Genomic DNA, 24,065 nt, shown 5'->3' with positions numbered 1-24,065 from the left:
TCCAGACATTAAAACTGTGGCCTTACCAGGAACGAAAAGGTGTAGCATAAGCAAAAAGTCGCGCTAATACATCGCGACGCTCGGTGCCAGTTATCATCGCCAGGAAAGCGAAGCTAATAACGTTCAAATCTTGCTGAGAAGGATGTTTATGCATTTTCTTCAAAATAGCATTAACCTTTTTATCATCAAAAAAACTCCAGATAGCCAAAAGTGCCCATCGTTTCCCGGCGGATAAATTTATTATATCGTCTGAAGTATCCCAGTCCGGTGGTAATTCATTAATATTGCTTACACTGTTAATACCGGCAGCAGGGATAATGAAATAATCTGAAAACATATGAACGGCATCTTTCCATGCCTGCAAGAACATAGGTTCATGGATATCATTCATCGCCTTCTCATTTGCATACTGTGCAGCTAAATTAGCATTACAGGCGTAGACACGTGGCTCGTAGTCACTATAAAAATCCGGGACTATCCAACCTGAAGAATGACGCACTGCGTCACAGGATGTGAAGGTGGGCAGTAGAGCAATAAATTGTGGTAATATATTTTGTACTGAACGAGGAAAAAAACGCTTTGCTAACTGAAAGCCCGCATGATTTTCCAGTAATAAGGTTTCAATATCCTCTGAATTATAAATCTGGTACAAAATCCCTTTTTTAGCTTTCAGTCGCTCCAGTTTTTGCTCAAGTCCGGACGATGCAATTGTGGAATAAAATCCAACAAACTCATCACATTCAAATTCAGCAAGTCTGTCCTGAATGTCCTCTTCATCACTGCGACCAACGGACTTTTTAGAAGGAGCGTAGTGTTTGCAGCTAACAAGTTTGGCAATTCGACATCCGGCAATATCAAACTCAACCCGTATATCTATGCCACCATCCGCCCCCCGGCTTGGGCCTTTAGTTACAATCCCTCCCAAAATTTTTTCCATGAATATTTTTGCGAACTTCTCAAATTGGTCGCTATCTGCAGTATCTGCGCTTGCAGAAGCAAGTTCACAGAAATCCAGCCTCGCCATACTCTTCCCCTGACAAATGGTAACGGTTCATAAACAGATTCCGTCTTTTTCTCTTCATTAATCAAGCTACGTATTCAGATAGGTTCCTGAACAGACGACTTGATGACGCTCAAAAGTTATACACGATCTCAATATCAGTTAGTTTTCCTGTATCTGGTTGATTCGAATTAAGCAAAAGCAATGACGTTCAGTCCACGCTTGTACTGAAAGCGGGAAACGGCATTGCCTCGGTCTTTCAAGCCAGATGGTAAAGACAATACCTAAAAATATGCGTACACGCCGGATGGGCGGTGATACGACTCGACGCTTTACCTCCCTGCCCCGCGGCGCTACAATGCCCGCCCTTAAAGTGGGGGATCTCCCCTTACCGCTGCACCTGGTGCACGCGGATCTGACCTGTCATCAGAACGAGAACAAACATGTTTAAACCGGAACTCCTTTCCCCGGCGGGAACGCTGCAAAATATGCGTTACGCTTTCGCCTATGGTGCCGACGCCGTTTATGCGGGCCAGCCGCGCTACTCGCTGCGCGTGCGCAACAACGAATTCAACCACGAGAACCTGCAGCTCGGCATCAACGAAGCGCATGCCCTGGGCAAAAAATTCTACGTGGTCGTGAACATCGCGCCGCACAACGCCAAGCTGAAAACGTTTATCCGCGACCTGAAGCCGGTGGTGGATATGGGGCCGGACGCGCTGATCATGTCGGACCCGGGTTTAATCATGCTGGTTCGGGAGAATTTCCCGGAGATGGATATTCACCTCTCCGTACAGGCTAACGCCGTCAACTGGGCAACGGTGAAATTCTGGAAGCAGATGGGGCTGACCCGCGTCATCCTGTCCCGCGAGCTTTCTTTGGAAGAGATCGAAGAGATCCGCACCCAGGTGCCGGATATGGAAATCGAAATCTTCGTTCACGGCGCGCTGTGCATGGCCTACTCCGGCCGCTGCCTGCTCTCCGGCTATATCAACAAGCGCGACCCGAACCAGGGCACCTGCACCAACGCCTGCCGCTGGGAATATAACGTCCAGGAAGGCAAAGAGGATGACGTCGGTAATATCGTGCACAAGCACGAGCCTATTCCGGTAACCAACGTTGAGCCGACGCTGGGCATCGGCGCGCCAACCGACAGCGTGTTTATGATTGAAGAAGCCAAACGTCCGGGCGAGTACATGACCGCCTTTGAAGACGAGCACGGCACCTACATCATGAACTCGAAAGATCTGCGCGCCATCGCCCACGTCGAGCGTCTGACGCAGATGGGCGTGCACTCCCTGAAGATCGAAGGCCGCACCAAATCCTATTACTACTGCGCGCGTACCGCACAGGTGTACCGCAAAGCCATCGACGATGCGGCGGCCGGTAAACCGTTCGATACCAGCCTGCTGAAAACCCTGGAAGGCCTGGCGCACCGCGGCTATACCGAGGGCTTCCTGCGTCGTCATACTCACGATGACTACCAGAACTACGAGCACGGCTACTCCGTTTCCGAGCGCCAGCAGTTTGTCGGTGACTTTACCGGCGAGCGCAAAGGCGCGCTGGCGGCCGTCGCGGTGAAAAACAAGTTCACCAAAGGCGACAGCCTGGAGCTGATGACCCCGCAGGGCAACATGAACTTTACGCTGGAGCATCTGGAAAACGGCAAAGGCGAGGCGATTGACGTGGCGCCGGGCGACGGGCATACCGTATGGCTGCCGGTTCCGGAAGAGGTGGAGCTGAAGTTTGCGCTGCTGATGCGTAACTTCAACGGTGAAAGCACCCGAAACCCGCACGGCAAATAGTTAATCAGGGAAATTTTTTCGCGCTGGGATAATTCTTAGAATCGGATCACATACCGCTTCGTTCAATACGGGTATTATCCCCCCGCTGAAAAACATAACCCATAAATGCTAGCTGTACCAGGAACCACCTCCTTAGCCTGCGTAATCTCCCTTACGCGGGCTTATTTTTTGCCTTCTCTCTCCTCAATCCAGGCAATAAGCTCGTCGATTTGCCCCTCAGAGAACACGGTTATCCCATGCTCTGCGAGCAACGATGCAGCCACACCCCTCCCCGCTTTATGGATCCCGCGAAAAGATCCGTCATAAATAAACTGACTGCCGCACGTGGGGCTGCCATCGGTTAATAGCGCTGCGCTACACCCCGACTCCTGAGCAGCGCGTAGCGCGAGCCAGGCTGCAAGCTGATACTGCTCAGTCACATCCTGCCCTGTATTTTCACTAATTCTGGCTTGCCCGTGCATTACGTCTTTGCCATCAGCGGACATAATCTCTGCCGGAGGACGAGGGACAGGCATCCCGGCCGCAAGTTCAGGGCAGTGGATCACCAGACGCTTTTCCTGCTGCCAGCGAGCGAGCAGCTCGTTCATTCGCGCTTTTTCACTTCCGTTATAACGAACCTTAAAGCCCATCAGGCACGCGCTTACCAAAATTTTATTCATCATCACTTTCCTGTGATTACGTTACTATCATCGCTGGAGTGTAACGCGCTTTCGGGCATATTTTGTTCCTTTCATCCTGTTCTTACCCGCTTTTTTCCTCTCTGCTATACACTCTTACTAACGCTAAAAAAGGGAGCAGCGCGGATGGCAACCTATCCAGACAGTTTATTGATTCTCAATGGCAAAAGCGCGGGCAACGATCTGTTGCGTCAGGCAATTCAGGGTTTGCGCGATGACGGCGCGCGCATTCACGTCAGGGTGACGTGGGAAAAAGGCGACGCGGCACGCTATATCAATGAAGCCCTCGGGCTTGGCGTCAGCACCATCATTTCCGGCGGCGGCGATGGCACCATCAATGAGATTGCGTCAGCGCTTATCGACCTGCCCCCGGCAAACCGGCCGGTGATGGGTATTTTACCGCTCGGCACCGCCAATGATTTTGCCACCAGCGCCGGGATCCCGGAAGAGCTGGAGAAAGCGCTCCAGCTGGCGATCCTCGGCAAGGCCACCGCTGTGGATATTGCGCAGGTGAATGATAAAACCTGCTTTATCAATATGGCGACGGGCGGGTTTGGCACGCGCATCACCAGCGAAACGCCGGAAAAGCTGAAGGCGGCGCTGGGCGGCGTGTCATACCTGATCCACGGCCTGATGCGCATGGACACCCTCAAGCCTGACCGCTGCGAAATTCGCGGCGAGGATTTTCAGTGGCAGGGTGATGCGCTGGTGATTGGGATTGGCAACGGGCGTCAGGCGGGCGGCGGACAGCAGCTCTGCCCGGAGGCGCTGATCAATGACGGTCAGCTCCAGCTGCGTATTTTCACGGGCGACGGCCTGCTGCCCGCGCTGTTTACCACGCTGACGCAGCCGGAAGAGAGTCCAAATATCATCGCCGGGAAATCGGCGTGGTTTGAAGTGAATGCGCCGCACGGGATGACCTTTAACCTCGACGGAGAGCCGCTGAGCGGAACGCAGTTCCGCATTGAGGTGTTGCCCGGCGCGCTGCAGTGCCGGCTACCGCCGGACTGCGTGCTTTTGCGCTGATGTATCACACGGTGAGCAATGATGCCCTCACCCAACCCTCTCTTATCGGGGAGAGGGAGATGGAGCCGTCAGGCAATCGTGACTTTGCTGTCCAGATAGACGTCCTGAACCGCATTGATCAGCTTCACGCCGTCGGCCATCGATTTCTTAAACGCCTTACGGCCAAGGATCAGCCCCATGCCGCCCGCGCGTTTGTTGATCACCGCCGTACGCACCGCGTCTGACAGGTCGGTATCACCGCCCGCCGCGCCGCCGGAGTTGATCAGCCCCGCGCGGCCCATGTAGCAGTTCGCCAGCTGGTAGCGCACCAGGTCGATCGGGTTATCGCTGGTCAGCTTGCTGTAAACGCGGTCATCGGTGTAGCCAAAGTTCACCGCTTTGTAGCCGCCATTATTCTCGGCCATTTTCTGCTTCACGATATCCGCGCCGATGGTCGCCGCCAGGTGGTTCGCCTGCCCGGTCAGGTCGGCGGATACATGGTAATCCACGCCGTCTTTCTTGAACGCGTTGTTGCGCAGATATGCCCACAGCACGGTGACCATGCCCAGCTCGTGCGCGCGCTCAAACGCCGCGGAGATCTCTTCAATCTGACGACGGGACTGTTCGGAGCCGAAGTAAATCGTCGCCCCTACCGCCACCGCGCCCATGTTGAACGCCTGCTCGACGCTGGCGTAGAGGGTCTGGTCATATTCGGTTGGGTAGCTAAGAGTTTCGTTATGGTTCAGCTTCACAAGGAACGGAATGCGGTGGGCATAGCGACGCGAAACCGAGGCCAGCACGCCGTAGGTAGACGCCACGCAGTTACAGCCCGCTTCAATCGCCAGCTCAACAATGTTCTTCGGATCGAAGTAGAGCGGGTTTGCCGCAAAAGAGGCGCCCGCAGAGTGTTCCACGCCCTGGTCCACCGGCAGAATAGAGAGATACCCGGTGCCGCCGAGCCGCCCGGTGTTGTAGAGCGTCTGCATATTTCGCAGGACCGCAGGCGGACGGTTGTTATCGATCATCACGCGGTCAACGTAGTCGTGACCAGGCAGATACAGCTGGTCGGCTGGAATGGTCATACAACGATGCTGTAAAAGGCTGTCGGCGTCTTTGCCAAGCAACTGCGCAATATCAGTCATGTGATACTCCCGTAAGTCCGACGTCGTGTCGGTGTGTGTTTATCCAGTCCCATCTTTTATGGGCAGACTAAGCCTGGTACCGACTTAACAGATTTTCCACTCTTTGCTTTTTTTTTCAGCACAATCTGCTGGCTCGATTCGTGTACAACAAAACTGTTACATTGATCAAACAATCGCCACAAAGGTATTTAAAAGGTATTATTGAGTGGTATGTTAAAGGCGTACCCTCTCTGACATGCAGGATTAAAAAATGAAAACGAAAGTCCAACTGTCATTCATGATGTTTGTTGAATGGTTTATCTGGGGCGCGTGGTTTGTGCCGCTGTGGCTGTGGCTGAGCAAAAGCGGTTTTACCGCCGGGGAAATCGGCTGGTCTTACGCCTGTACCGCTATTGCCGCGATCCTCTCCCCGATTCTGGTCGGCTCGCTGACGGACCGCTTCTTCGCCGCGCAGAAAGTGCTGTCAGTGCTGATGTTCGCCGGAGCCATTCTGATGTACTTAGCCGCGCAGCAAACCCAGTTCAGCACCTTCTTCCCGCTGCTGCTGGTTTACTCCCTGACCTATATGCCGACCATCGCGCTGACCAACAGTATCGCCTTTGCCAACGTGGACGACGTTGAGGCCGATTTCCCGCGCATCCGCGTGATGGGTACCATCGGCTGGATCGCCTCCGGGCTGGCGTGCGGTTTCCTGCCGCAGATGCTGGGCTACAGCGATATTTCCGACACCAACATCCCGCTGCTGATGACGGCAGCCAGCTCCGCCCTGCTCGGCGTCTTTGCCCTGTTCCTGCCGAATACGCCGCCGAAAAGCACCGGCAAGCTGGATTTCAAAGTGATGCTCGGGCTGGACGCGCTGATCCTGCTGCGCGACAGAAACTTCCTGGTGTTCTTCTTCTGCTCGTTCCTGTTCGCCATGCCGCTGGCCTTCTATTACATCTTCGCCAACGGCTATCTCACCGAAGTGGGGATGAAAAACGCCACCGGCTGGATGACGCTCGGCCAATTCTCCGAAATCTTCTTTATGCTCGCCCTGCCGTTCTTTACCAAACGCTTTGGTATTAAGAAGGTCTTACTGCTGGGCCTGATTACCGCCGCCATCCGCTACGGGTTCTTTGTTTACGGCGGAGCGGAACAGTACTTCACCTACGCCCTGCTGTTCCTCGGCATTCTGCTGCACGGCGTGAGCTACGACTTCTATTACGTCACCGCGTACATCTACGTGGACAAAAAAGCGCCGGTGCACATGCGCACCGCCGCGCAGGGCCTGATTACGCTGTGCTGTCAGGGCTTTGGTAGCCTGCTGGGTTACCGCCTGGGCGGCGTGATGATGGAAAAAATGTTCGCATACAAAGAGCCGGTGAATGGGCTGACCTTCAACTGGGCCGGAATGTGGACGTTTGGTGCAATCATGATTGCCGTGATTGCCGTGCTGTTTATGCTGTTTTTCCGCGAATCGGATAAAGAGATCGCCGCCATTGCGGTGGTTGATGGCGATGCCGCGCTGACACAAGGGGAAGTTAAATGAAACAAGAACGTATTCTCGGTGCCCTTTACGGGCAGGCGTTAGGGGATGCGATGGGTATGCCGTCGGAGCTGTGGCCGAGAAAGCGCGTCAAGGCGCATTTCGGCTGGATCGACCGCTTTTTACCCGGCCCGGCAGAGAATAATGCGGCCTGCTATTTCAAACAGGCAGAGTTCACCGACGATACCTCAATGGCGCTGTGCCTGGCGGATGCGATCGTCGAGTGCGACGGGGAGATTAACGCGGACGTTATCGGCAAGCATATTCTGCGCTGGGCGCTCGATTTTGACGCGTTTAATAAGAACGTGCTCGGCCCGACCTCCAAAATCGCGCTTAACGCGATTCGCGACGGCAAGCCGGTTAGCGAACTGGACAACAACGGCGTGACTAACGGGGCAGCGATGCGCGCCTCCCCGCTGGGCTGCCTGCTCCCGGCCACGCGTCTGGAACACTTTGTTGAGCAGGTGGCGCTGGCCTCCAGCCCGACCCATAAATCGGACCTCGCCATTGCCGGCGCGGTGGTGATTGCCTGGGCGGTTTCCCGCGCTATCGACGGCGAAAGCTGGCAGAACATCGTCGATGCGCTGCCGGGTATCGCCCGCTATGCGCAGGAGGCGAAAACCACCACCTTCAGCGCATCGCTGGCGGCACGTATTGAGCTGGCGCTTAAGACCGTGCGGGAAGCCAACGGGGTTGAGTCCGCCAGCGAGCAGGTTTACCAGCTCGTGGGGGCCGGAACCAGCACCATTGAGTCCGTTCCGGCGGCCATTGCGATGGTCGAACTGGCGGGAACCGACCCAAACCGCTGCGCCATTTTATGCGCCAACCTGGGCGGCGATACCGACACCATTGGCGCGATGGCGACGGCCATCTGCGGCGCGCTCCACGGCGTGCAGGCGATTGACCCGGCGCTCAAAGCCGAGCTCGACGCCGTCAACCGGCTCGATTTCGGCCACTATTGCGAGAAACTGCTGCACTACCGGGAGCAAAGGGAGGGCGTATGAATTCGTTTGCCCAACGTCTCGACACCCTGCACGCCGCGCGGCCGGTGACGGTGCTGGGCGCGGCGGTGATTGACGTCATCGCCGACGCCTACGCCCTGCCCTGGCGCGGGTGCGATATCGAACTCAAACAGCAGGGCGTGAATATTGGCGGCTGCGCGCTAAACATTGCCATCGCTCTGAAACGGCTCGGCATTGCGTCGCAAAACGCCCTGCCCGTCGGTCACGGCGTCTGGGCGGATATTATTCGCAACGCCATGGCGAAGCAGGATCTGCACAGCGCCATTGCGGCCGAAACCGGCGATAACGGCTGGTGCCTGGCGCTGGTGGAGCCAGACGGAGAGCGCACCTTCATGTCCTTTAGCGGCGTGGAGAACCAGTGGCAGCAGAGCTGGCTTGATGTGCTTAACATCCCGTCGAACAGCCTGGTCTACTTATCCGGCTATCAGCTGGCCTCGCCGTGCGGCGAGCTGCTGACGCGCTGGCTGGAGGGGTTGCAGGACGTGACGGCATTTATCGATTTCGGTCCCCGCATCGCGGATATCCCCGACGCGCTGATGGCGCGGATTATGGCCTGCAGGCCGATCGTGTCGCTTAATCGTCAGGAAGCAGAGATCGCAGCCGAACGACTGGGCGTAGCGGCTGACAACCTGGGTGCGGAGTGGCAGCAGCGCTTCGGCGCCGCGCTGATTGTGCGTCATGATAAAGACGGTGCCGCGTGGTATGACGGCGACGATGCGGGCGTTGTTCCGGCGTTCCCGGCGACGGTTGTGGACACCATTGGCGCTGGCGACAGCCACGCGGGCGGCACGCTTGCCGGGCTGGCGGCGGGATGGCCACTGGCAGACGCCGTTCTGCTGGGGAATGCCGTGGCGTCCTGGGTAGTCAGCCACCGCGGCGGGGACTGCGCCCCGACTCGCGAGGCGCTACTCCTCGCACACAAAGACGTATAGATCGCTGCGACAGTAGCTGATGCTGTACTCAATCGGCCGGTGCTGTTGGTCAAGCGCGACCTGCTTGATCACCAGCACCGGTATTTTTTCGTCCATCTTAATGTGCGCCTGAAACTCGCTGTCCGGCATGCGGGCGCTAACCCGTGAACGGGTGCGCTGCGGGAAAATATTCTGACTACGGAAGTAATCGTACAGCGAAATGCCAATCGCATCCGGATCGGGAATGAGGCCAACCGGCACCCAGGACTCTTCAATCGACACCGCATCGTCATCCACATAGCGAATGCGCTTGAGCAAAAAGACCTCGCTGTCCGGAGGGACCGACAGATGGTTTGCGACCTCTTCCGGGCACTTCACCACCCGCTTGTTGACCCACAGCGTATTAGGCTTTTGGCCGCGCAGCACTACCTGCTGGGAAAAACCGCGCGCCTCTTTCAGCGAATATTCAAAGATATTGTTGATTTGCGTGCCGTAGCCACGAGAGCGCGTAACTACGCCCTCTTCCTCCAGCGCCTGCATCGCCTTTCGTACGGTGATGCGCGACACACCGGTTAACTGGCTCAGATCGCGCTCGCCGGGCAAAATATTCCCGTGCTCCAGCACCCCGCTGCGCACCGCGTTTTTTACCGTTTCGGCAAATTTCAGGTACAGCGGCGTGTTGTCAGGCGCGGCGATCCGTTCATTCAGTTGAGCGATTAACCGGGTATGCGCTTGTTCCATCTCTGTTTTCTCAGGCGTGGTGTTTCTTGCCAGTATACTGGGTTACCACCATGCATGAAAATGATGAACCGGCCCAATACCGTGACCCACTTCCAGAGTATCGGCTTTTGCCAGCGCCGCCGAGAGCCAGTTTTTCGCTTCGCGCACCGTATCGGCCCAGCCTTCATGCCGCGGGCGCAGCGCCGCCAGCGCGGCGGAGAGCGTACAGCCCGTGCCGTGGGTGTTTTTGGTCTGCACGCGCGGCGCGGTAAAGCGTACTTCGCCGTCGCGGGTAAAGAGCCAGTCCGGGCTTTCAGCATCATCCAGATGACCGCCCTTCATCAGCACCGCCCCGCAGCCCATCGCCAGCAGCGCGTTTCCCTGCGCTTTCATCTCGCGTTCAGTTTGCGCATGCGATGTGCCTAACAGCGCGGCGGCTTCCGGCAGATTGGGCGTGATAAGCGCCACCTGCGGCAGTAACTTTGTACGCAGCGTCTCCACGGCGGAGGTGGAGAGCAGCGGGTCGCCGCTTTTTGCCAGCATGACGGTATCCAGCACCACGTTTTGCACCTGATAGCGTTTAAGCCGCTCGGCCACCGCCTCCACAATATCCGTCTCCGCCAGCATGCCGATCTTGGTGGTATCGATGCGCACATCGCTGAACACTGAATCCAGCTGCGCGGCAACAAAATCCGGCTCGATACGGTAGACCGACTGCACGCCGCGCGTGTTTTGCGCCACCAGCGCGGTAATGACCGAGCAGCCGTACGCGCCAAGGGCCGAGAAGGTTTTGAGATCGGCCTGGATACCCGCGCCACCGCTGGGATCGGTGCCGGCAATGGTCAGGGCGTTAATCCGCTTCATGCCTGCTCCTCCAGCGTATAGAGCGCATCCAGAAACGCGCTGGCAAAACTGCCAGGCCCGCGTGACTGCGCAACGGCCACCGTTCCGGCCCGCTTCATCCATCCGCAGGCGGCAGCGACATTATCCATCCGGTCGCCCGGTAGCGAGCAGCTCGCCGCCACAACGGCAGAAAGCGCGCATCCCGTTCCCACTACGCGCGTCATCAACGGATCGCCGCCCGTTACCGTGCGTGTGCGTTGTCCGTCGGTGATGTAATCCACCTCGCCGGTGACGACCACAACGGCATTGGTCTGGCGAGCCAGCGCCTGCGCAGCAGGCACCGCGCTGGCTGCGGTATCGGTTGTATCGACGCCGCGCCCGCCCGCGCTCATTCCGGCAAGGGCCAGAATCTCGGAGGCATTGCCGCGAATGGCGGCTGGTTTCAGAGCAAGGATTTGATGGCAAAAACGGGTGCGGAACGTCAGGGCGCCCGCAGCAACCGGGTCCAGCGTCCAGGGCTTGCCTGCCGCCACCGCGCTTTCTATTGCCCGACGCATCGACTGGGCGCGCGGCGAGGTCAGCGTGCCAACGTTAATCAGCAGCGCATCGGCAATCGCGGCAAACTGTTCAGCCTCTTCGGCCTCAATCACCATCGCGGGTGAGGCGCCAAGCGCCAGCAAAACGTTGGCCGTAAAGGTCTGTACGACATCGTTGGTCATACAGTGGGTCAGCGGAGAACGGGTTCGGAAGTGGTGTAAAACGTGTAAATCAAGCAGGTCAGGCTGCATGGTTTCGCTCCTGCCTTGCGTGAAGAAGCGATGACCTGGAAGGCATCTGACTTCCCTACGCTGGCATTATCCAGATCAGGTAATACGGGTATTTCTCAGCCTTCACAAAGAAGGGCACCCCGAGTCAAATAAAACAAAATCAAAAGCTTGCGATTAACGTCCCGTTAATCCCTGTTCTGGATCATGCCAGCGGAAAGCCAAAGACTCAACCATAAAAAATGCTCTGTGTCCCAGTTTGTGTCCCACGTTGTGTCCCACATTCAAACGACAAAAAGGCCGGGTTTCCCCAGCCTCGTTTAGTTGTGATCTTTCGTCGTTTTCGAATCCGTAGATATGAATGTGATGAAAAAGACCTGCTCTTGTTTCTCAACACAAGATTAATCTTAAAAATAAATTATCATTACATTTCAAAAAGATACATCTATCGTTTTTATCGATCATTATTTGATTATTGATCGCTATTATTGATCAATAATTTTTAAAGGTGCATTATCAGGCAGTTATCACTCAACTGGAACGTAACATGCACTCTGAATTCATTGCTGAACCCATCATGAACCTTGAAGGTAAGTTGTTAGGAGTCGAACTTCTTACGCGGTTTGTCTCAGAGTCCAAACGACCCCTTCACCCAGCGTTTGTCATTTCAGGATGGGATTTCGATCAGAAACGCCTTTTTCTCTACAAACAGTTTGGGGTCATAGCCAGTAAGCAGGACTGGTTCGAACATCACGGGTTGTTCTGCTCGCTCAATGTTGACTACGATATGGCGACACTCTTAAGGCATGACGGTTTGTTACAGCTAACAGTCAGTTCCATGCCATTTATCAAACTTGAAGTTTCAGAAGAGTTTCCCGGTATTGAACAAGGGCTTAAAAGTCCGATTCTGAAATCATTATGTCAGGGTGTTAACTCACTGTGGCTGGATGATCTGGGAGCCGGAAATGCAAATGTTGCCAGCCTGCTTGAGGGTTACTTCGAAGCGGTGAAGATTGACCGTCATTTCTTTAATGAACAAATTGATAAACCCACATTTCCTCTATTGATAAAAAATATAAAGCGGTACTGCGATAAGATAGTGGTGGAAGGCGTAGAAAGCAGACAGTATCTCGACCTTCTACAGGAGGTTGGTATTTGGGGAGTTCAAGGATACCTTTTCAAATCAGTCCCGTTTCACAAGGTTGAAAAATTGTTATAAAAAAGCCGGGATTAACCCGGTGGTTATGTTTGCTCTTGAGTCTCCTCCAACCGAGGCTATACATGGGCAGAAAATGAGGTGAATGCTGTCCTTTTTTGGGGAAAAATATCTTCTTTGTTTGGGCAGACCAGCCAGGCACCCAAACACCCCGCCCCCCGGGGCCTATCCGATGTTTTGAAAATATCAGGACACCCCGCCGGAATGGCTATCTGTAAGCGCCGCTATGGCGTTATCTCCCGTCTCCCTATACCACCCTACATGTCAGCACTTACGACTCCTTAGAGGCCAGCATATGAGCTTACAAGAGATTTTTGAAAAAACGCCTTGCCCATCTGTTCAATTTTCATACGTAATTTAGGACCTATTTAACATAATGACCGTTACACGCATCTTTTTAACATATGCGAAACAGGTTAGACCTGTACCCTTTCAATGGGTCCGCCTCCCGGGCGCTGTGTACGCCCCATAACTGTGGCTCTTCTGTACCCATCCGGGAGCCATTCCACAGAGTAAACTGTAAAACTGATCTGCCTGTGAGTAACGCCCTTTTCCTGTGGATAACTTCCACGCACTAACCCCATAAACTCCCCTTTTGAGGCGTCCGCCTCTTCAGGCCCTTTCTTGTGGCAAAAACACAAAAAGGGTTTAGGGCGGTGGCTACCGCCCCTGTAGATGGGAATGAGTCGCACTCGAAAGAGGGATTGAGAATCAATTCTCAAGTGATAATCGATCTCATTTGTGTTCGAAGTTTTCCCCAGAAAAATAATTTTGGGGTTAAGCATGTAAAATGCTACACACTTGCACTTTGTAATGATAATTAATTAACCACAAAAACAAGTAGTTAGAGGCGCTGGGGGAGTCCCACTAGTTACAGAATTGATTGCTTTTTGAGCTAAAACTGATTCTTTTACCGGGTATACAATCCATTTGATCGCCCTTTACCACATATTTAAACGGATTTAAAGCCATTTATTTAGGGGGTTAGCAAAGTGTTGATTTCATGGTTACAGATAACAAAAAGGCCCGCCGGGGGTTAGCCGGGGGCCTGTGGTTGGGGGTGTCAAACGTGGTTAGTTCGGCCCGCCCTGCATTAGCATGTTGAAAGCCTGCTGATTATTGCTCTCAACTTCAGAGCGTACCAGATCCTTAACCTGTCCATCCTGCACTTTCACATTAACGTTCACGTTTAGCGGCTGGTTTAGCCACGCTGGCGGCGTCATCAGTGGATTACCTGCCATATCAACTTTAAGCTGTGGCGCTGTAATCGTCGGCGTAGGAGGTACATAAGTTGGATTGGAGTAAGAGCTTACCCACCCTGTTTTATCTGCTGGTTTGGCAAAGTCTGGATTAGTCGGAAGGTCTGGACTATGGAGGAAATCCCACAGTTTACCCAGCGGGCTATCTTTCTTCAGATTGCCCCCGGCGGTGGTGTCCTGTCCATACATGGCGTCGTTAGCGTCCATGACTTTATCCCAGGCATAATCCCCACCTACCGAACCGATCGCAATGCCCCAGCCAACAGGACCGCCAAAGAGAGCCGCAAGGCCCCCGGCCTTACCAACTTTTGGACCCCGGCCCGGTTTGTTTGGCTTCTCTTTACCTTCCCCACCAGATCCGCCAGTTGTAGCGGCTTCAATGCCACCAATAGCGGCGATCCCTTTCATGACCCCCAGTAATTTGGTTAGTGGGTTAAGCATGGTCAACAACCATTTAAAGGCCCCGCCCAACTTCCAGATAGACCCGGCGAACATAGCCACCCCGGCGGCGTATGCTGCCATTTCGCCCCAGGCTTTAAGCTGCTCACCAGTGATCCCCATCTTGCTGGCGTAATACTCAATAATGCGGAAGGTCAGGATCACAGTGTCATGCAACTCTGTAAACGCATCTGTGGCACCCTCAACGATTTTCCCGGCAATATGCCCGAACATCTCAAAGGCCCCACCAGAGCCGTTAACAGCGGCGCTGATAGCGTCGAAAGCGCTGGTTAATTCGTTGCCGAAGCCAGAAGCAAAGAAGATGTTCATCGCGTTCTGCATACTGGTTTGCAGGCGCTGCCAGCTTGCCCGGTTGGACTTCATAGCCTTATCCAGAGCGCCGCCGTTACGAGCTGCGGCTTTCATCTGTTTAGCCACTTCCGGGAGGATGTCCTTAGAGAACAGCTTCCCTTGTTGCATCAGGTCAAACAGATCCTTTTCTGTAAGGTTGGTTGTCCCTTTCATCTGGTTGAGAGCCTTAACGAACAGACCCACAGCACCCGGGAGAGCTTCGGACAACTGGCCTTTGAGTTCTTCACTCATTACCGTTCCCTTAGACATCATCTGATTCAAACTTTTCAAAGCGCGGCTGGCTTCATCGGCTGAAGCACCTGTAACAAGGCCCCATTCACTGGCACCCTCAAAGATGGATCGCATCTGGTCTTTAGGGAGCTTGTCACCAACAGCGGCGGCAAACTGAGTGTAATCACGGGAAGTCTTGAGGAGATCCAGCCCCAAACGGTTGGATTGATCACGGAGATAATCAAACTCTTTAGCGGCCTTATCTGTGGAACCGGTGATCGCTGTCAGACCAGAAAGCGCGGATTCAAAATCCTGTCCGGTGGTCATGATCTTGCCGCTCAGCGCCACAGTTGCGGCAATGGTGATCGCCCCGCCTGCACCCTCGATCATGGAGGTGTCCAGTTTGTTAACTTTGGCGGTTACTGGAATTGTGGCTCCCCTCATGCCTACCCGGCCTTGTTGGCGCATGGTTTGCTGAAGTTTTGACACACGGGCGTTATATTCCTGCAATGCCATAGCCCCGGCGTGATACTGGCGGGTAAGCTGTCCAAACTCCTGGAGGTGTCCAGCACGTTGGGCCGGGGTAACGTTGGCGTTAGCGGCTGAAGTGCTGAAGCGGATAGCTTTAGCGCGGATTGTCTGGATCTTACGCTCCGCTGCGATCTGTGCTTTGGCTGCTTTGGCGTCTGCTGCCGCTTTGGCTTTGGCTTCTGCCAGTGCTGCTTTTGCGGCGGCGTCCTGCTGTTTGCGGCGGATCTTGGTGTAGGCGTTTTCCTCAAACTTGAGGCGTAGCGGTTTCATCTTGGACGCTACTTTGTCCCACTCTTTCCCCACCTGTTTGATACGGTCAACGGTGCGCTGATAGCTTCCACGGTCGGTCTCAAAAGTTACCCGGTTCGTCGTTTTCGTAACAATCACGTTTCCACCTGCCATTATTCATCCCCTTCCAGTTTGGTGGCCTTCAGGGTGCGCCCTGCTGCCTTGTTAATGATTACCCGGCGGTGACCTGCTGGCAGGTCTGCGGATTTGGTCAGGAGAGAGACCGGGCGACCGTTGGCGCTGAATCCCTGATCCTTGTGACACAGAGCAATTCCCCGGCTCTTAATGGCGCGGCCCTTCTGGGCGCTGTCTGCGGCCCCGGTGGAGGCTACCAACTGTGTGGAGTACAGAGCGATAGCCTCATCCAGTGACAGATCGGCCTGTGCCTTGCGGAGTTCGTTCTGTTTGGTTGCCTCTTGGGCTTCCCGCTGGCGCTGTTCTGCCTTCTGAATTTCCAACTGATTGAGGAGGTTCTTAAATGCTTCCATGTGAGAGGGTCCTTACAAGTAAAGTGATTACCACACCCCACAGGAAGAGGGAGGCGGGCTTAAAGGGGATGTAGAGGAGTGAGGCGAGAAAGTTAGAGAGTCTTGTCTGACGCTTAACCAGTTTGGAGCCTAAATAATCCTTAAGACCCCATTCCGTTGGGTTGGGCATAATTACCGGGATTTAATGATTGCCTGGCGGGCCTGCTGACGAGCTTCAGAAACGATCAGTCGCACACGGCGCATACTCGTCCCTTTTTTGTATACAGGGCTTTCCACGTAGCGGGCGCTGCGGAGGTTCTGTAACACTTGGTCATACGGGAGCATTTGCTCCACCAGGTAACGGGGTGAAGGTTGGGTAAGAAGTAGGGAAACCATCTTACTGTTGATCCCCAGAAGTTCCGCCATTTTATCCACGCTCAAATTATCGGCGTCCATCTGCTGGGCCAACACTGCCTTTTCTGGCAAGGTGAGCGGGGTCTTCTGGTACTTCATAGGGTTGTGGGAGCGCTTTACTCTCAGGACGTAAGCCAGCGACACGTTAAAGGCCGCTTGGATGGCTTTAGCGCTGTGGCCCTGAATACAGGCCCGCTTGATCTTCAGGATTTGATCCGGGGTTAAGTGGCTCTCATCCATGATCCTGCGGGGCTTGTTTGCTGCCAATTTCTCAGCCAGTGCGTTAACTGTGGCCTCTTCCTCAGAGGATAAGCCTTTGAATTTGGTTGTAATAAATTCATTCATGCGAGAGTCTCCAGAGGGTTGTAAAGCGCGGGGGTTTTGTGTAGAGTGTTATTTGTGGGAAATCAATCGCAGATTTTTAGAAAGCATCACCAAACTGGTCAACGGCGCTTTCTTCTGGCTCCAGATATTCAACAGGCAAGCCATTGACCATCATCACATTAGAGCCAGCCACATAATTAATAACAGGGTTGCGTAAATCATCATTTGCGGCCCCCTGCTCTACTGGCACAGGGACAGGAGCGGGACGAACAGCGCCCCCGCTGTGGTCCACAGGAGAAGCTCCAGACGACGCCGGGCGGCTTCTATGTACGCTGTCAGATCCACACTTAACAATTCCAGGCTGGTTACTTCCTGCATTCTCTACGGTCTCCTTCGGTTGGGGTGCTGCGGTTGGTTTGGTTACTTCAGGTTTGGCGGCTTCAGGGGTTCCCGCCATTTCCGGGGTGATCGGGTTAACTGTGTAACGGCAAGTCTTGCCGCCGATCTGCCCGGTCTTGTTAATCAGGCCCATCTCTATCATGTCTTTTAGCAATTTGATTACGGTTTGACGGGTAACGCCTAATTGACGTTTTAGAGCCTCCTGTGAGAAGTAGGCGATCTTGCCGCTCTTCTCATAACCCTGGATCAGGCTATAGGTGATCTTCATGTTTCCGGTGAAAGTCTTCCCGGCGACCTTCTCCAGGTTGAGGAGGTCATTAGCCAACATTACAAATCCGTTACTTACTGCGTTCATCTTGCTGTTTTCCTTCTGCGGAAGCGACTAAAAGAGGGTGGTTTTCAAGGTAGGCGGCTAACGCCTGTTTAACGATGGTATGGGGAGCGCCTCCGCCCGCCCTTACCAGTGCATATAACTGATCGGCTTGTTCTTTCGGGAAGTCGATTTTCATAAAACCCCCTTATTTGCTGTAACCATGCCCATATTGCCGAATAGGTAATGTCTTGTAATTCAGGATATCATTGCCCGCTACCTGTTCAGATTTCGCCAACAAGCCCATTTCTTTTAGACTCTTAATCACCTTTCCTATTGTTGGGCGAGTGACGCCAACCATATTCGCGAGATCCGTTTGGGAAATATGAATAACTCCGTCCAGATCCTTATTGGCATCAAGAAAGAAATAAACAAGTTTCATCACAGGAGTGAAATTTACCCCGGCGATCTTGTTGGTCTGGAAATGTTCAAACGGGATAGTTAGACCGTTCATAATTAAACCTCCTGTAATTCTGCGATATGCACAGCGGTGAGGTTGAGGCCGAACCAATCACCCCACCATGACGCCGGGGCGATGATCGCCGGGTTGCCAATCGTCACCAACTTGGAGGGGCTAACCTGCGTCAACATTTCGTAAATGTCATCGTACAGGGTGGGGTCCAACTGGTTAATCGTCTGTTGTGCATACGCTGACAACACAGGGGAATCACTCAAATCTGCATAAGGCTGATATTTGCTCATTGTTTCCTCTCCAAAAAGTAAATGAATAATTAGTGAACGATAACGGGAAGCTCTCCGGTGATACGCTCAAACTGATCCGCCGCTTGCAGCATGATAAAGACCATCACTTCGTCGTATTCCATCGGGACGCCTTTAGCCTCAAAGAGGGATTGGAACGCCAGCACAATGGAGGCTTGCATGTCTGTAGACTTGGAAGCGAACAGCGAAACAGTTGCTTTAAGCTCTATTGCCTTCTCTGTGTCCATCTCTGTAATTTTCCCTGCGAGGCGCTGAGACTGGCGGAGGACGCTAGAGGCGCTGGATCTGGTCATCTCCAGAGCCTTGCCGATTGCTTCCGCTTCAGCGGTACGCCCGGCGGCTTTGAATCGGCTACGTTGTCCCTGAAGAGTTGAGCGACTCAAATCACGCTGATCGATACGTTCAACCATTTTTTCAACATCAAGGTAAATACTCATTGCACTCTCCGGTTAGGTGTGTTATATTATGATGGGAATTTGTGTATCAAACTAACTGCCACATCACAGTATTTATTTTACACTATTTTGCATGAAAATGCAAGAATATTTTTACATTCGCTTGCATTCGGTTGTTTATTGTGCTAAATGCTCACCCCCCCTGTAAGGCTCTCAGAGCGCCGGAGGGCGTTTATAGGGTGTTTCTTTGTCTACGTATGGGAGAGCGCCACAGCGGCGCGTTTAGGTGGGTTCCTGTAGATTGTGGTTCTGTACGCTGTACCGGGCCGGGGACCCCACCCCGCCGCCCAGATGTCACTATCCCAAAGGCAGAAAAGAAAGGCGCTTTGCGCTTTCTATTCTGCATTGCCCAAAAGGAGGCTAACCCGTTGGGCGTAGCCTGCCCAAAGAGACAAATCACTTAACCTTTAATCAATCTCTAACACTCCCTTAAAGATCTTGACCTTGCCCTGGGTGTTAGTGTTATGGATTAGTTTTATAATTAATCTTATTGTGTCAAGAATTCAGACATCTGCTGTCAAAATCCTTTACACCCGCTGTCAAGAAATCAGACACCGCCCCCGGGAGTGAGCCACGCAGGCGAGACTCCACATTGTGGGAAAACAGGCCAACGGCCTAAAACCTGGTAAGCCCGGAGGGGCGAGAAGGTTTCAAGAGCATATAATAACTAGTGAAATGATTAATTGTGTAAACAATTAGTTATTGAATGAAGTTATTATATAAGATCAATAAGACAGACCCGAAGGGCGAGCGTAGCGAGGTCTTATATATCTATTATTGTTTAGTGTGCCTTTCAGGGCTACATGGTCATATTGTCAAAGAGCCAACACAACCCCTGTTCCACCTGTTCAATAATCAATCAACAACCCCTCCACCCTCTACAACCTCCTTTGAAGCTCTCCAGCGCGTCCGCCACTATAGCAAGGTCATTTATCATCTTACCCCAAGAAAACGCCGCAGCGTTGATTCTGTGCTCCTGTGGCCCTCTCCTGTGGGACTACTCCAACCCTGTGGAATCTCCCCGGGAATCTGCCGGGATCTCCCCTGTAATTATCGTTTCCACGTACAACCTGTGGGAGTGCCCGCAACGCGCCATTAACACATCGAACCACGAAATGCAATTAACTTTTATTGCAAATGATAATCATTCGTGTTAAACTATTATACATGGTATGGGATGTGGTGAGCATATCGAAATTACCGTTTTGCAGCTTACCGCCCCGCACCTGTACAGAACTTTCATTAACGTGTGCTTTAGCCAGCCCCTGTGGGTCTGTACTGAGTGAGCCGGGCGGACTTCTCCCCCGCCCCGGCCCTCACCCAAAGTGTTCTTTCAACTCCACTTGCCAGAATGCTTTGTGTGCGGTCCTCTCCTCAAGTTCCGCCGATTGTAGTTTCTCCTACGATTCAAAACGCCTCTAATCATAGGGCTTGCGCCACAGGCCCTATTCTAAAGCGTCGCTAACTGCGGCTCTTCAGAATACAAGCGATCTCCTCGATTGTAGCGACCCTCCACGGGGTCACAGTTGGGCCGGGCTGGTTACCTGGTCTCAACGATAAACTGTTGATTTGTGTCGATGGTTTCCGGGCGTATTCAGGTCGCCCGTTTTCCTCTGTGGCTTCTTTGCTGAACCATGAAAGCAAATCATGTAAGGCTCTGAGGCTACACAGGAAAAAAGTGATCAGGCAGTAAGTTACATTTCCTTCATCCCGGTTTCTCCTTCCGGGTTCTTTTTTGTGGTTATTTGTCCAACGGCTGGCGGTTGCTCCCGTGACGCTGGCGGATGAGTAACCACAAAAAAGAGGTTACACCTCCCCCCACCCTGAGAGGGTGAGAGAGAGCCAGATTAGAAAGGGCGGCATGATGCCGCCCTCTTCTATTCACCCCGCGGCCTCCCATCTTCCAACCCATTCCGGCCCGCCGTTCTGGCTGTCCTGATATCCGGTGCAACGCCGGATCACCTGTGGTCTCTCCCACGTCTAAAACCCTCCATAAGGAAAACCTTTATGAAAACTTCCGAGCGCTACCCGGTAACGCAAGGCGACGTAATCGTGAATTACGCCTCCAGCCTGTTTGACCGTACCGAAGTCACCGCCCCGTCACTGCCTGCTGACGTTTTTTGCGGTGACATTCTGGACAGCAAAACTTTTGCCCTATTCGACTCCTCAGCCGCTGACGCTGGCAAGCCGATCATCAACCTTTCTAATATGTCCGCCGATGGCAAGCCTAAAACGCTGGTTATCGTGGATCGCCATGTTGTGATTACCGATTTTGCCCTACGTGCTAAAGACGCCGCGAGCAAAAAAGCCGCACTGGAAGCGCTGACAGCCTCCGGTGATATTCGCCTGGCAGTTAACGCCGATTACTTCAAAGCATAAGGAAATCACACAATGGCTATTGATTTTAAACAGTTTGAAGCGCTGGATACTGTTACAGCTATTAAAAACATGCCAGCAGGCAATTACCTGATCACTGATCTGGGTATCTTCTCCGGTGTTAACTCCACCACTCCAAACGCTCAAGTTCTGGACATCGTAGAGAGTCAAGTCTCCGAACTGGAACAGGTAGCCCGCTACGGCACCGAAGTTAACTCCATCAAAATGGATAAGCCTCTGTTGCGTGACCAGGAGATCCCACACTACGCCACCGAAGCGGACGTAAAAACCGCTGATTGGCAAGGTCTGATCAGCCCGGCTAACCCGGATCAGGTTGCGGCTATTTCTGAAGTGATCGCGTCTAAAGCTATCCGTATGCGTAACCATCACCTAGAAACGGTTGAAAGTACGCTGGCCCGCGCCCTGTTCAAACAGGAAGCGAAAGCGGCTAAGACTGACGACGGCGACGTAGATTTTAACGCTGTGTTTGGTACTGCCCCGCTGGATTTTGAGCTGGACGGATCAGCAGGCGCTAACGTCTATGCACAGCTTGCGAAGATTCGCCGCATGTTGGTTAAAGAGTACGGCGCGAGCCGATCCTATCTGGATCGCTTCTATTGCTTCTGCTCCCCGGATCTATATGACGTCCTGGCGAGCCACCCGGAAGTAACCAGCCTGATTACCAACAAAGTGGCGGAAGCTGCAAAAGGCGCTCTGATCCCGGTTAACACGGCGGGTTATGACTCCTTCAGCATTGGCAACATTACTTTCATTCTGGCGGACGATGACCGCTACGAAATCGCGGAAGGTTCCGGCCTGTTCGTTCCTAAGTTTAACGGCGCTGACCGTAACCCGTTCAAACTGGTTCACGGCCCGGCTTCCCGCAATCAGGACATTGCCGCGAAAGGCGTGATCAGTCCGTTCTACCAGAAAGTAATGACTGACCGTTACGGCATGGTGACCATTCACCAGGAGGCGAGCTTCATCCCTCTGAACCTGCGCCCGAACTACACGCTGAACGTCAAGCTGAAGTAATGCAGAATGCTCCCGGTCGCGCCCTTTGGGTATCGGCTGGGGGTTATCTCATCCGGTTATATTCATTTTTACTTTTACACTGAGGTAACACATGAAAGTTTCAATCAATATCCCCGGCGCTGGTCAAGTCTATGTATCTGGCGCGGCGGAGGTAATTAACAGAAAGGCGCTGTGTAAGGAGTTGGGGATCTGTAATATCACCCTATGCCGTCTAGAGGCGCAACACGGATTTGAATATGCTTTAAGCGTACTATTATCTAAAAAGCGCAAGTTATTAAATTAATATTAAAAGGCGAGCCAAACGGCTCGCCTTTTTCTTTATAGAAGCCCAACCATTTGTTGGATTGAAGTTAGTAATTCTTGTTGTGTATAGCGATGAGATTGCATTGTAACATTCTCTGGGTGGTGTATATGATTACGGATGAATGTTTGTAATGTAGTATCCGCTGGCGGTTGTGCCGCACCTTTAAACTCTTTAACCCATTCTTTATCAAACGCAATTCCCTTTGAATTTAGCCATTGCTCCATTGTTTTTTCGCTTGGACAGGAGTTTTTCTCCTGCAAATAACCATATAATTCATTATGCAATTCAACGGTTGCTAAATTGTATGCTTTGAAATTAATCTCCCCCCACGATGGAGACCAAGGGAACCATGGAGAAGTATCAGCCCTTTCGACAACATTTTTGTTATTCTCTTTTTTGAAAACAAACAGACCGATGTTTTTAAGATAAGGGGAGGATAAAAGGAAAGGAGAATGCGTTGTAACAAAAACCTGTCTACTTTTGGAGATAATCATTAAAGCTTCTAAAAGCTTTTGCTGCCCTGAAGGATGAAGACATATTTCAGGTTCGTCAATGAAAAGATAAAATGGTTTACTAATTCCCGCACCATGTGCATTACACGTTATCTCAGCGTACACCTGAAGTAATGATAAGGCTAGAGCCCTTTGCATACCATGCCCCTTTTCTCCCATTGGGACATTAACTCCATCATCAATCATGATGGAAATAGTTTTGAAGAAATTCTCTACCTGCAACTCTTCAAAAATGAAAGAAATATCTGCCATACCAAACTGAGATGAGAAAACTTCTTTAACTTGATTTTCGACTAATAATATTTTCTGTCTCAACTCTGATTCAGGATGATTGAATACGCGATGGTATTGCTCAGAAAACGCTCTATACTCATCCGTTTCAATATGGCCTAAAGCTATTTCTTTTAGAAGCGAACCACATATAGTTGTAGAGCCAAACTTTGCTTCATTGCTTGGGTTTGTATCAGCCCAAATGAAGTTATTATCATAAAACTTCTTAAATGGGGCATCTATACCACTTGGGTTAACAAATTCATTTCCGTTCCAAAATAATATTTTCTTCTCCCCTATCTCACTGCACCTCTTCACTCTGAAATAATTAACACCCTCGTCCTCAAAAACATGCGAGGTGAATGCTGCAACTTTATTAGCTTGTACATGAGCGGCAATTACTTCTGATAAATTTCCAGTGAAGGTTAGCTCGGCTGAAAGCTTCTCAGCTATATTAGCCGGGTCTGATTTACATATAAGATCCTCAATGTTCTTTTTGGTTCCATCCTTAATAAAGTCTATGATTTCAAATATAGTGGATTTTCCGGCGTTGTTTTCACCCACAAATATATTAAGTCCACTACCTTCCGTTTCTCCATCAGGGATATTGAATTCCAACTCATTATCTTCTCCGTGATACCCTTTAAAATTTTCTATCTTCAGTTTTTTAATAAACATTATTAATCCTTTA

The 24,065-nt window shown here is 52.4% G+C and carries 23 protein-coding genes and 1 riboswitch; of the genes, 8 read left to right on the top strand and 15 right to left on the bottom strand.

Annotation, left to right across the window (positions count from 1 at the left end):
* Positions 1-22 precede the first annotated feature (22 nt).
* Entirely contained in the window at positions 23-1,024 is a 1,002-nt protein-coding gene (locus tag M2422_RS00195; protein ID WP_064672812.1) for a hypothetical protein, read from the bottom strand.
* 419 nt (positions 1,025-1,443) lie between these two features.
* Here M2422_RS00195 and yegQ point away from each other — a divergent pair, with 419 nt between their 5' ends.
* Positions 1,444-2,805, top strand: coding sequence for a tRNA 5-hydroxyuridine modification protein YegQ (gene yegQ, locus M2422_RS00190; RefSeq protein WP_064672813.1), 1,362 nt, complete (start codon positions 1,444-1,446; stop codon positions 2,803-2,805).
* Positions 2,806-2,966: 161 nt separating this feature from the next.
* On the opposite strand, the gene M2422_RS00185 is transcribed toward yegQ, so the two are convergent.
* The gene (locus M2422_RS00185; RefSeq protein WP_064672814.1) at positions 2,967-3,467 is read right to left on the bottom strand and encodes a DUF523 domain-containing protein; all 501 of its coding nucleotides are present in this window, start codon (positions 3,465-3,467) and stop codon (positions 2,967-2,969) included.
* Between the two features lie 141 nt (positions 3,468-3,608).
* Between M2422_RS00185 and yegS the strand changes: the two genes are divergently transcribed.
* Complete coding sequence (gene yegS, locus M2422_RS00180) at positions 3,609-4,508, top strand: lipid kinase YegS (RefSeq protein WP_033145995.1); 900 nt, start codon at positions 3,609-3,611, stop codon at positions 4,506-4,508.
* Between the two features lie 68 nt (positions 4,509-4,576).
* On the opposite strand, the gene fbaB is transcribed toward yegS, so the two are convergent.
* Positions 4,577-5,629 (bottom strand): class I fructose-bisphosphate aldolase, encoded by a 1,053-nt coding sequence (fbaB, locus tag M2422_RS00175; RefSeq protein WP_023312424.1) that lies wholly within the window; start codon positions 5,627-5,629, stop codon positions 4,577-4,579.
* Between the two features lie 250 nt (positions 5,630-5,879).
* Here fbaB and M2422_RS00170 point away from each other — a divergent pair, with 250 nt between their 5' ends.
* From M2422_RS00170 to M2422_RS00160, 3 genes are read left to right on the top strand one after another with little or no spacing between them, the layout of a single operon-like run.
* A complete protein-coding gene (locus M2422_RS00170) occupies positions 5,880-7,157 on the top strand; it encodes a nucleoside permease (RefSeq protein ID WP_064672816.1) in 1,278 nt (425 codons plus the stop codon).
* Positions 7,154-8,158, top strand: a complete 1,005-nt coding sequence (locus M2422_RS00165) for an ADP-ribosylglycohydrolase family protein (RefSeq protein ID WP_064672817.1) — start codon at positions 7,154-7,156, stop codon at positions 8,156-8,158. The genes M2422_RS00170 and M2422_RS00165 overlap by 4 nt, the downstream gene beginning before the upstream one ends.
* Positions 8,155-9,108, top strand: a complete 954-nt coding sequence (locus tag M2422_RS00160) for a PfkB family carbohydrate kinase (RefSeq protein ID WP_064672818.1) — start codon at positions 8,155-8,157, stop codon at positions 9,106-9,108. Before M2422_RS00165 ends, M2422_RS00160 begins: the two co-directional genes overlap by 4 nt.
* Here M2422_RS00160 and M2422_RS00155 read toward each other — a convergent pair.
* From M2422_RS00155 to thiM, 3 genes are read right to left on the bottom strand one after another with little or no spacing between them, the layout of a single operon-like run.
* Positions 9,082-9,828, bottom strand: a complete 747-nt coding sequence (locus tag M2422_RS00155; protein ID WP_033146000.1) for a GntR family transcriptional regulator — start codon at positions 9,826-9,828, stop codon at positions 9,082-9,084. The two genes, M2422_RS00160 and M2422_RS00155, sit on opposite strands and share 27 nt — an antisense overlap.
* 42 nt (positions 9,829-9,870) lie before the next feature.
* Positions 9,871-10,671: a bifunctional hydroxymethylpyrimidine kinase/phosphomethylpyrimidine kinase gene (gene thiD / locus M2422_RS00150; RefSeq protein ID WP_064672819.1), complete on the bottom strand. Its 801-nt coding sequence runs from the start codon at positions 10,669-10,671 to the stop codon at positions 9,871-9,873.
* Positions 10,668-11,438, bottom strand: a complete 771-nt coding sequence (gene thiM, locus M2422_RS00145; RefSeq protein WP_045887884.1) for a hydroxyethylthiazole kinase — start codon at positions 11,436-11,438, stop codon at positions 10,668-10,670. The genes thiD and thiM overlap by 4 nt, the downstream gene beginning before the upstream one ends.
* 35 nt (positions 11,439-11,473) lie before the next feature.
* Positions 11,474-11,570: riboswitch (TPP riboswitch) on the bottom strand.
* Between the two features lie 391 nt (positions 11,571-11,961).
* Between thiM and M2422_RS00140 the strand changes: the two genes are divergently transcribed.
* Positions 11,962-12,633, top strand: coding sequence for an EAL domain-containing protein (locus M2422_RS00140; RefSeq protein ID WP_171846481.1), 672 nt, complete (start codon positions 11,962-11,964; stop codon positions 12,631-12,633).
* Between the two features lie 1,070 nt (positions 12,634-13,703).
* Here M2422_RS00140 and M2422_RS00135 read toward each other — a convergent pair.
* The 8 genes from M2422_RS00135 to M2422_RS00100 all read right to left on the bottom strand — a co-directional run bounded on the left by M2422_RS00135 (position 13,704) and on the right by M2422_RS00100 (position 18,859).
* Positions 13,704-15,842 (bottom strand): tape measure protein, encoded by a 2,139-nt coding sequence (locus tag M2422_RS00135; protein WP_259139310.1) that lies wholly within the window; start codon positions 15,840-15,842, stop codon positions 13,704-13,706.
* Positions 15,842-16,216 carry a hypothetical protein gene (locus tag M2422_RS00130; RefSeq protein ID WP_000387091.1) on the bottom strand — a complete coding sequence of 125 codons (375 nt, stop codon included), beginning with the start codon at positions 16,214-16,216 and terminating at the stop codon, positions 15,842-15,844. The genes M2422_RS00135 and M2422_RS00130 overlap by 1 nt, the downstream gene beginning before the upstream one ends.
* A 171-nt stretch (positions 16,217-16,387) precedes the next feature.
* Positions 16,388-16,954, bottom strand: coding sequence for a hypothetical protein (locus M2422_RS00125; RefSeq protein WP_097437037.1), 567 nt, complete (start codon positions 16,952-16,954; stop codon positions 16,388-16,390).
* Positions 16,955-17,030: 76 nt separating this feature from the next.
* Complete coding sequence (locus tag M2422_RS00120; RefSeq protein ID WP_097437036.1) at positions 17,031-17,687, bottom strand: helix-turn-helix domain-containing protein; 657 nt, start codon at positions 17,685-17,687, stop codon at positions 17,031-17,033.
* Complete coding sequence (locus tag M2422_RS00115; RefSeq protein ID WP_172626166.1) at positions 17,671-17,841, bottom strand: hypothetical protein; 171 nt, start codon at positions 17,839-17,841, stop codon at positions 17,671-17,673. The genes M2422_RS00120 and M2422_RS00115 overlap by 17 nt, the downstream gene beginning before the upstream one ends.
* 9 nt (positions 17,842-17,850) lie before the next feature.
* Entirely contained in the window at positions 17,851-18,156 is a 306-nt protein-coding gene (locus tag M2422_RS00110) for a helix-turn-helix domain-containing protein (RefSeq protein WP_097731791.1), read from the bottom strand.
* 2 nt (positions 18,157-18,158) lie between these two features.
* Entirely contained in the window at positions 18,159-18,404 is a 246-nt protein-coding gene (locus M2422_RS00105) for a hypothetical protein (RefSeq protein ID WP_097731792.1), read from the bottom strand.
* A gap of 29 nt (positions 18,405-18,433) precedes the next feature.
* Complete coding sequence (locus tag M2422_RS00100; protein WP_259139302.1) at positions 18,434-18,859, bottom strand: hypothetical protein; 426 nt, start codon at positions 18,857-18,859, stop codon at positions 18,434-18,436.
* A gap of 2,025 nt (positions 18,860-20,884) precedes the next feature.
* On the opposite strand from M2422_RS00100, the gene M2422_RS00095 reads away from it, so the two are divergent.
* Positions 20,885-21,256 (top strand): hypothetical protein, encoded by a 372-nt coding sequence (locus M2422_RS00095; RefSeq protein WP_097731774.1) that lies wholly within the window; start codon positions 20,885-20,887, stop codon positions 21,254-21,256.
* 12 nt (positions 21,257-21,268) lie between these two features.
* Positions 21,269-22,288, top strand: coding sequence for a major capsid protein (locus M2422_RS00090; RefSeq protein ID WP_039274138.1), 1,020 nt, complete (start codon positions 21,269-21,271; stop codon positions 22,286-22,288).
* Between the two features lie 318 nt (positions 22,289-22,606).
* Here the strand turns inward: M2422_RS00090 and M2422_RS00085 are convergent, their stop codons facing one another.
* Positions 22,607-24,052, bottom strand: coding sequence for an ATP-binding protein (locus M2422_RS00085; protein ID WP_259139294.1), 1,446 nt, complete (start codon positions 24,050-24,052; stop codon positions 22,607-22,609).
* Between the last annotated feature and the right edge of the window lie 13 nt (positions 24,053-24,065).

Source organism: Enterobacter sp. SLBN-59, from assembly GCF_024807915.1.
Lineage (GTDB): Bacteria > Pseudomonadota > Gammaproteobacteria > Enterobacterales > Enterobacteriaceae > Enterobacter > Enterobacter asburiae_B.
Note: the sequence above shows the minus strand (reverse complement) of the source record. Positions and strands in the feature narration are given on the sequence as shown.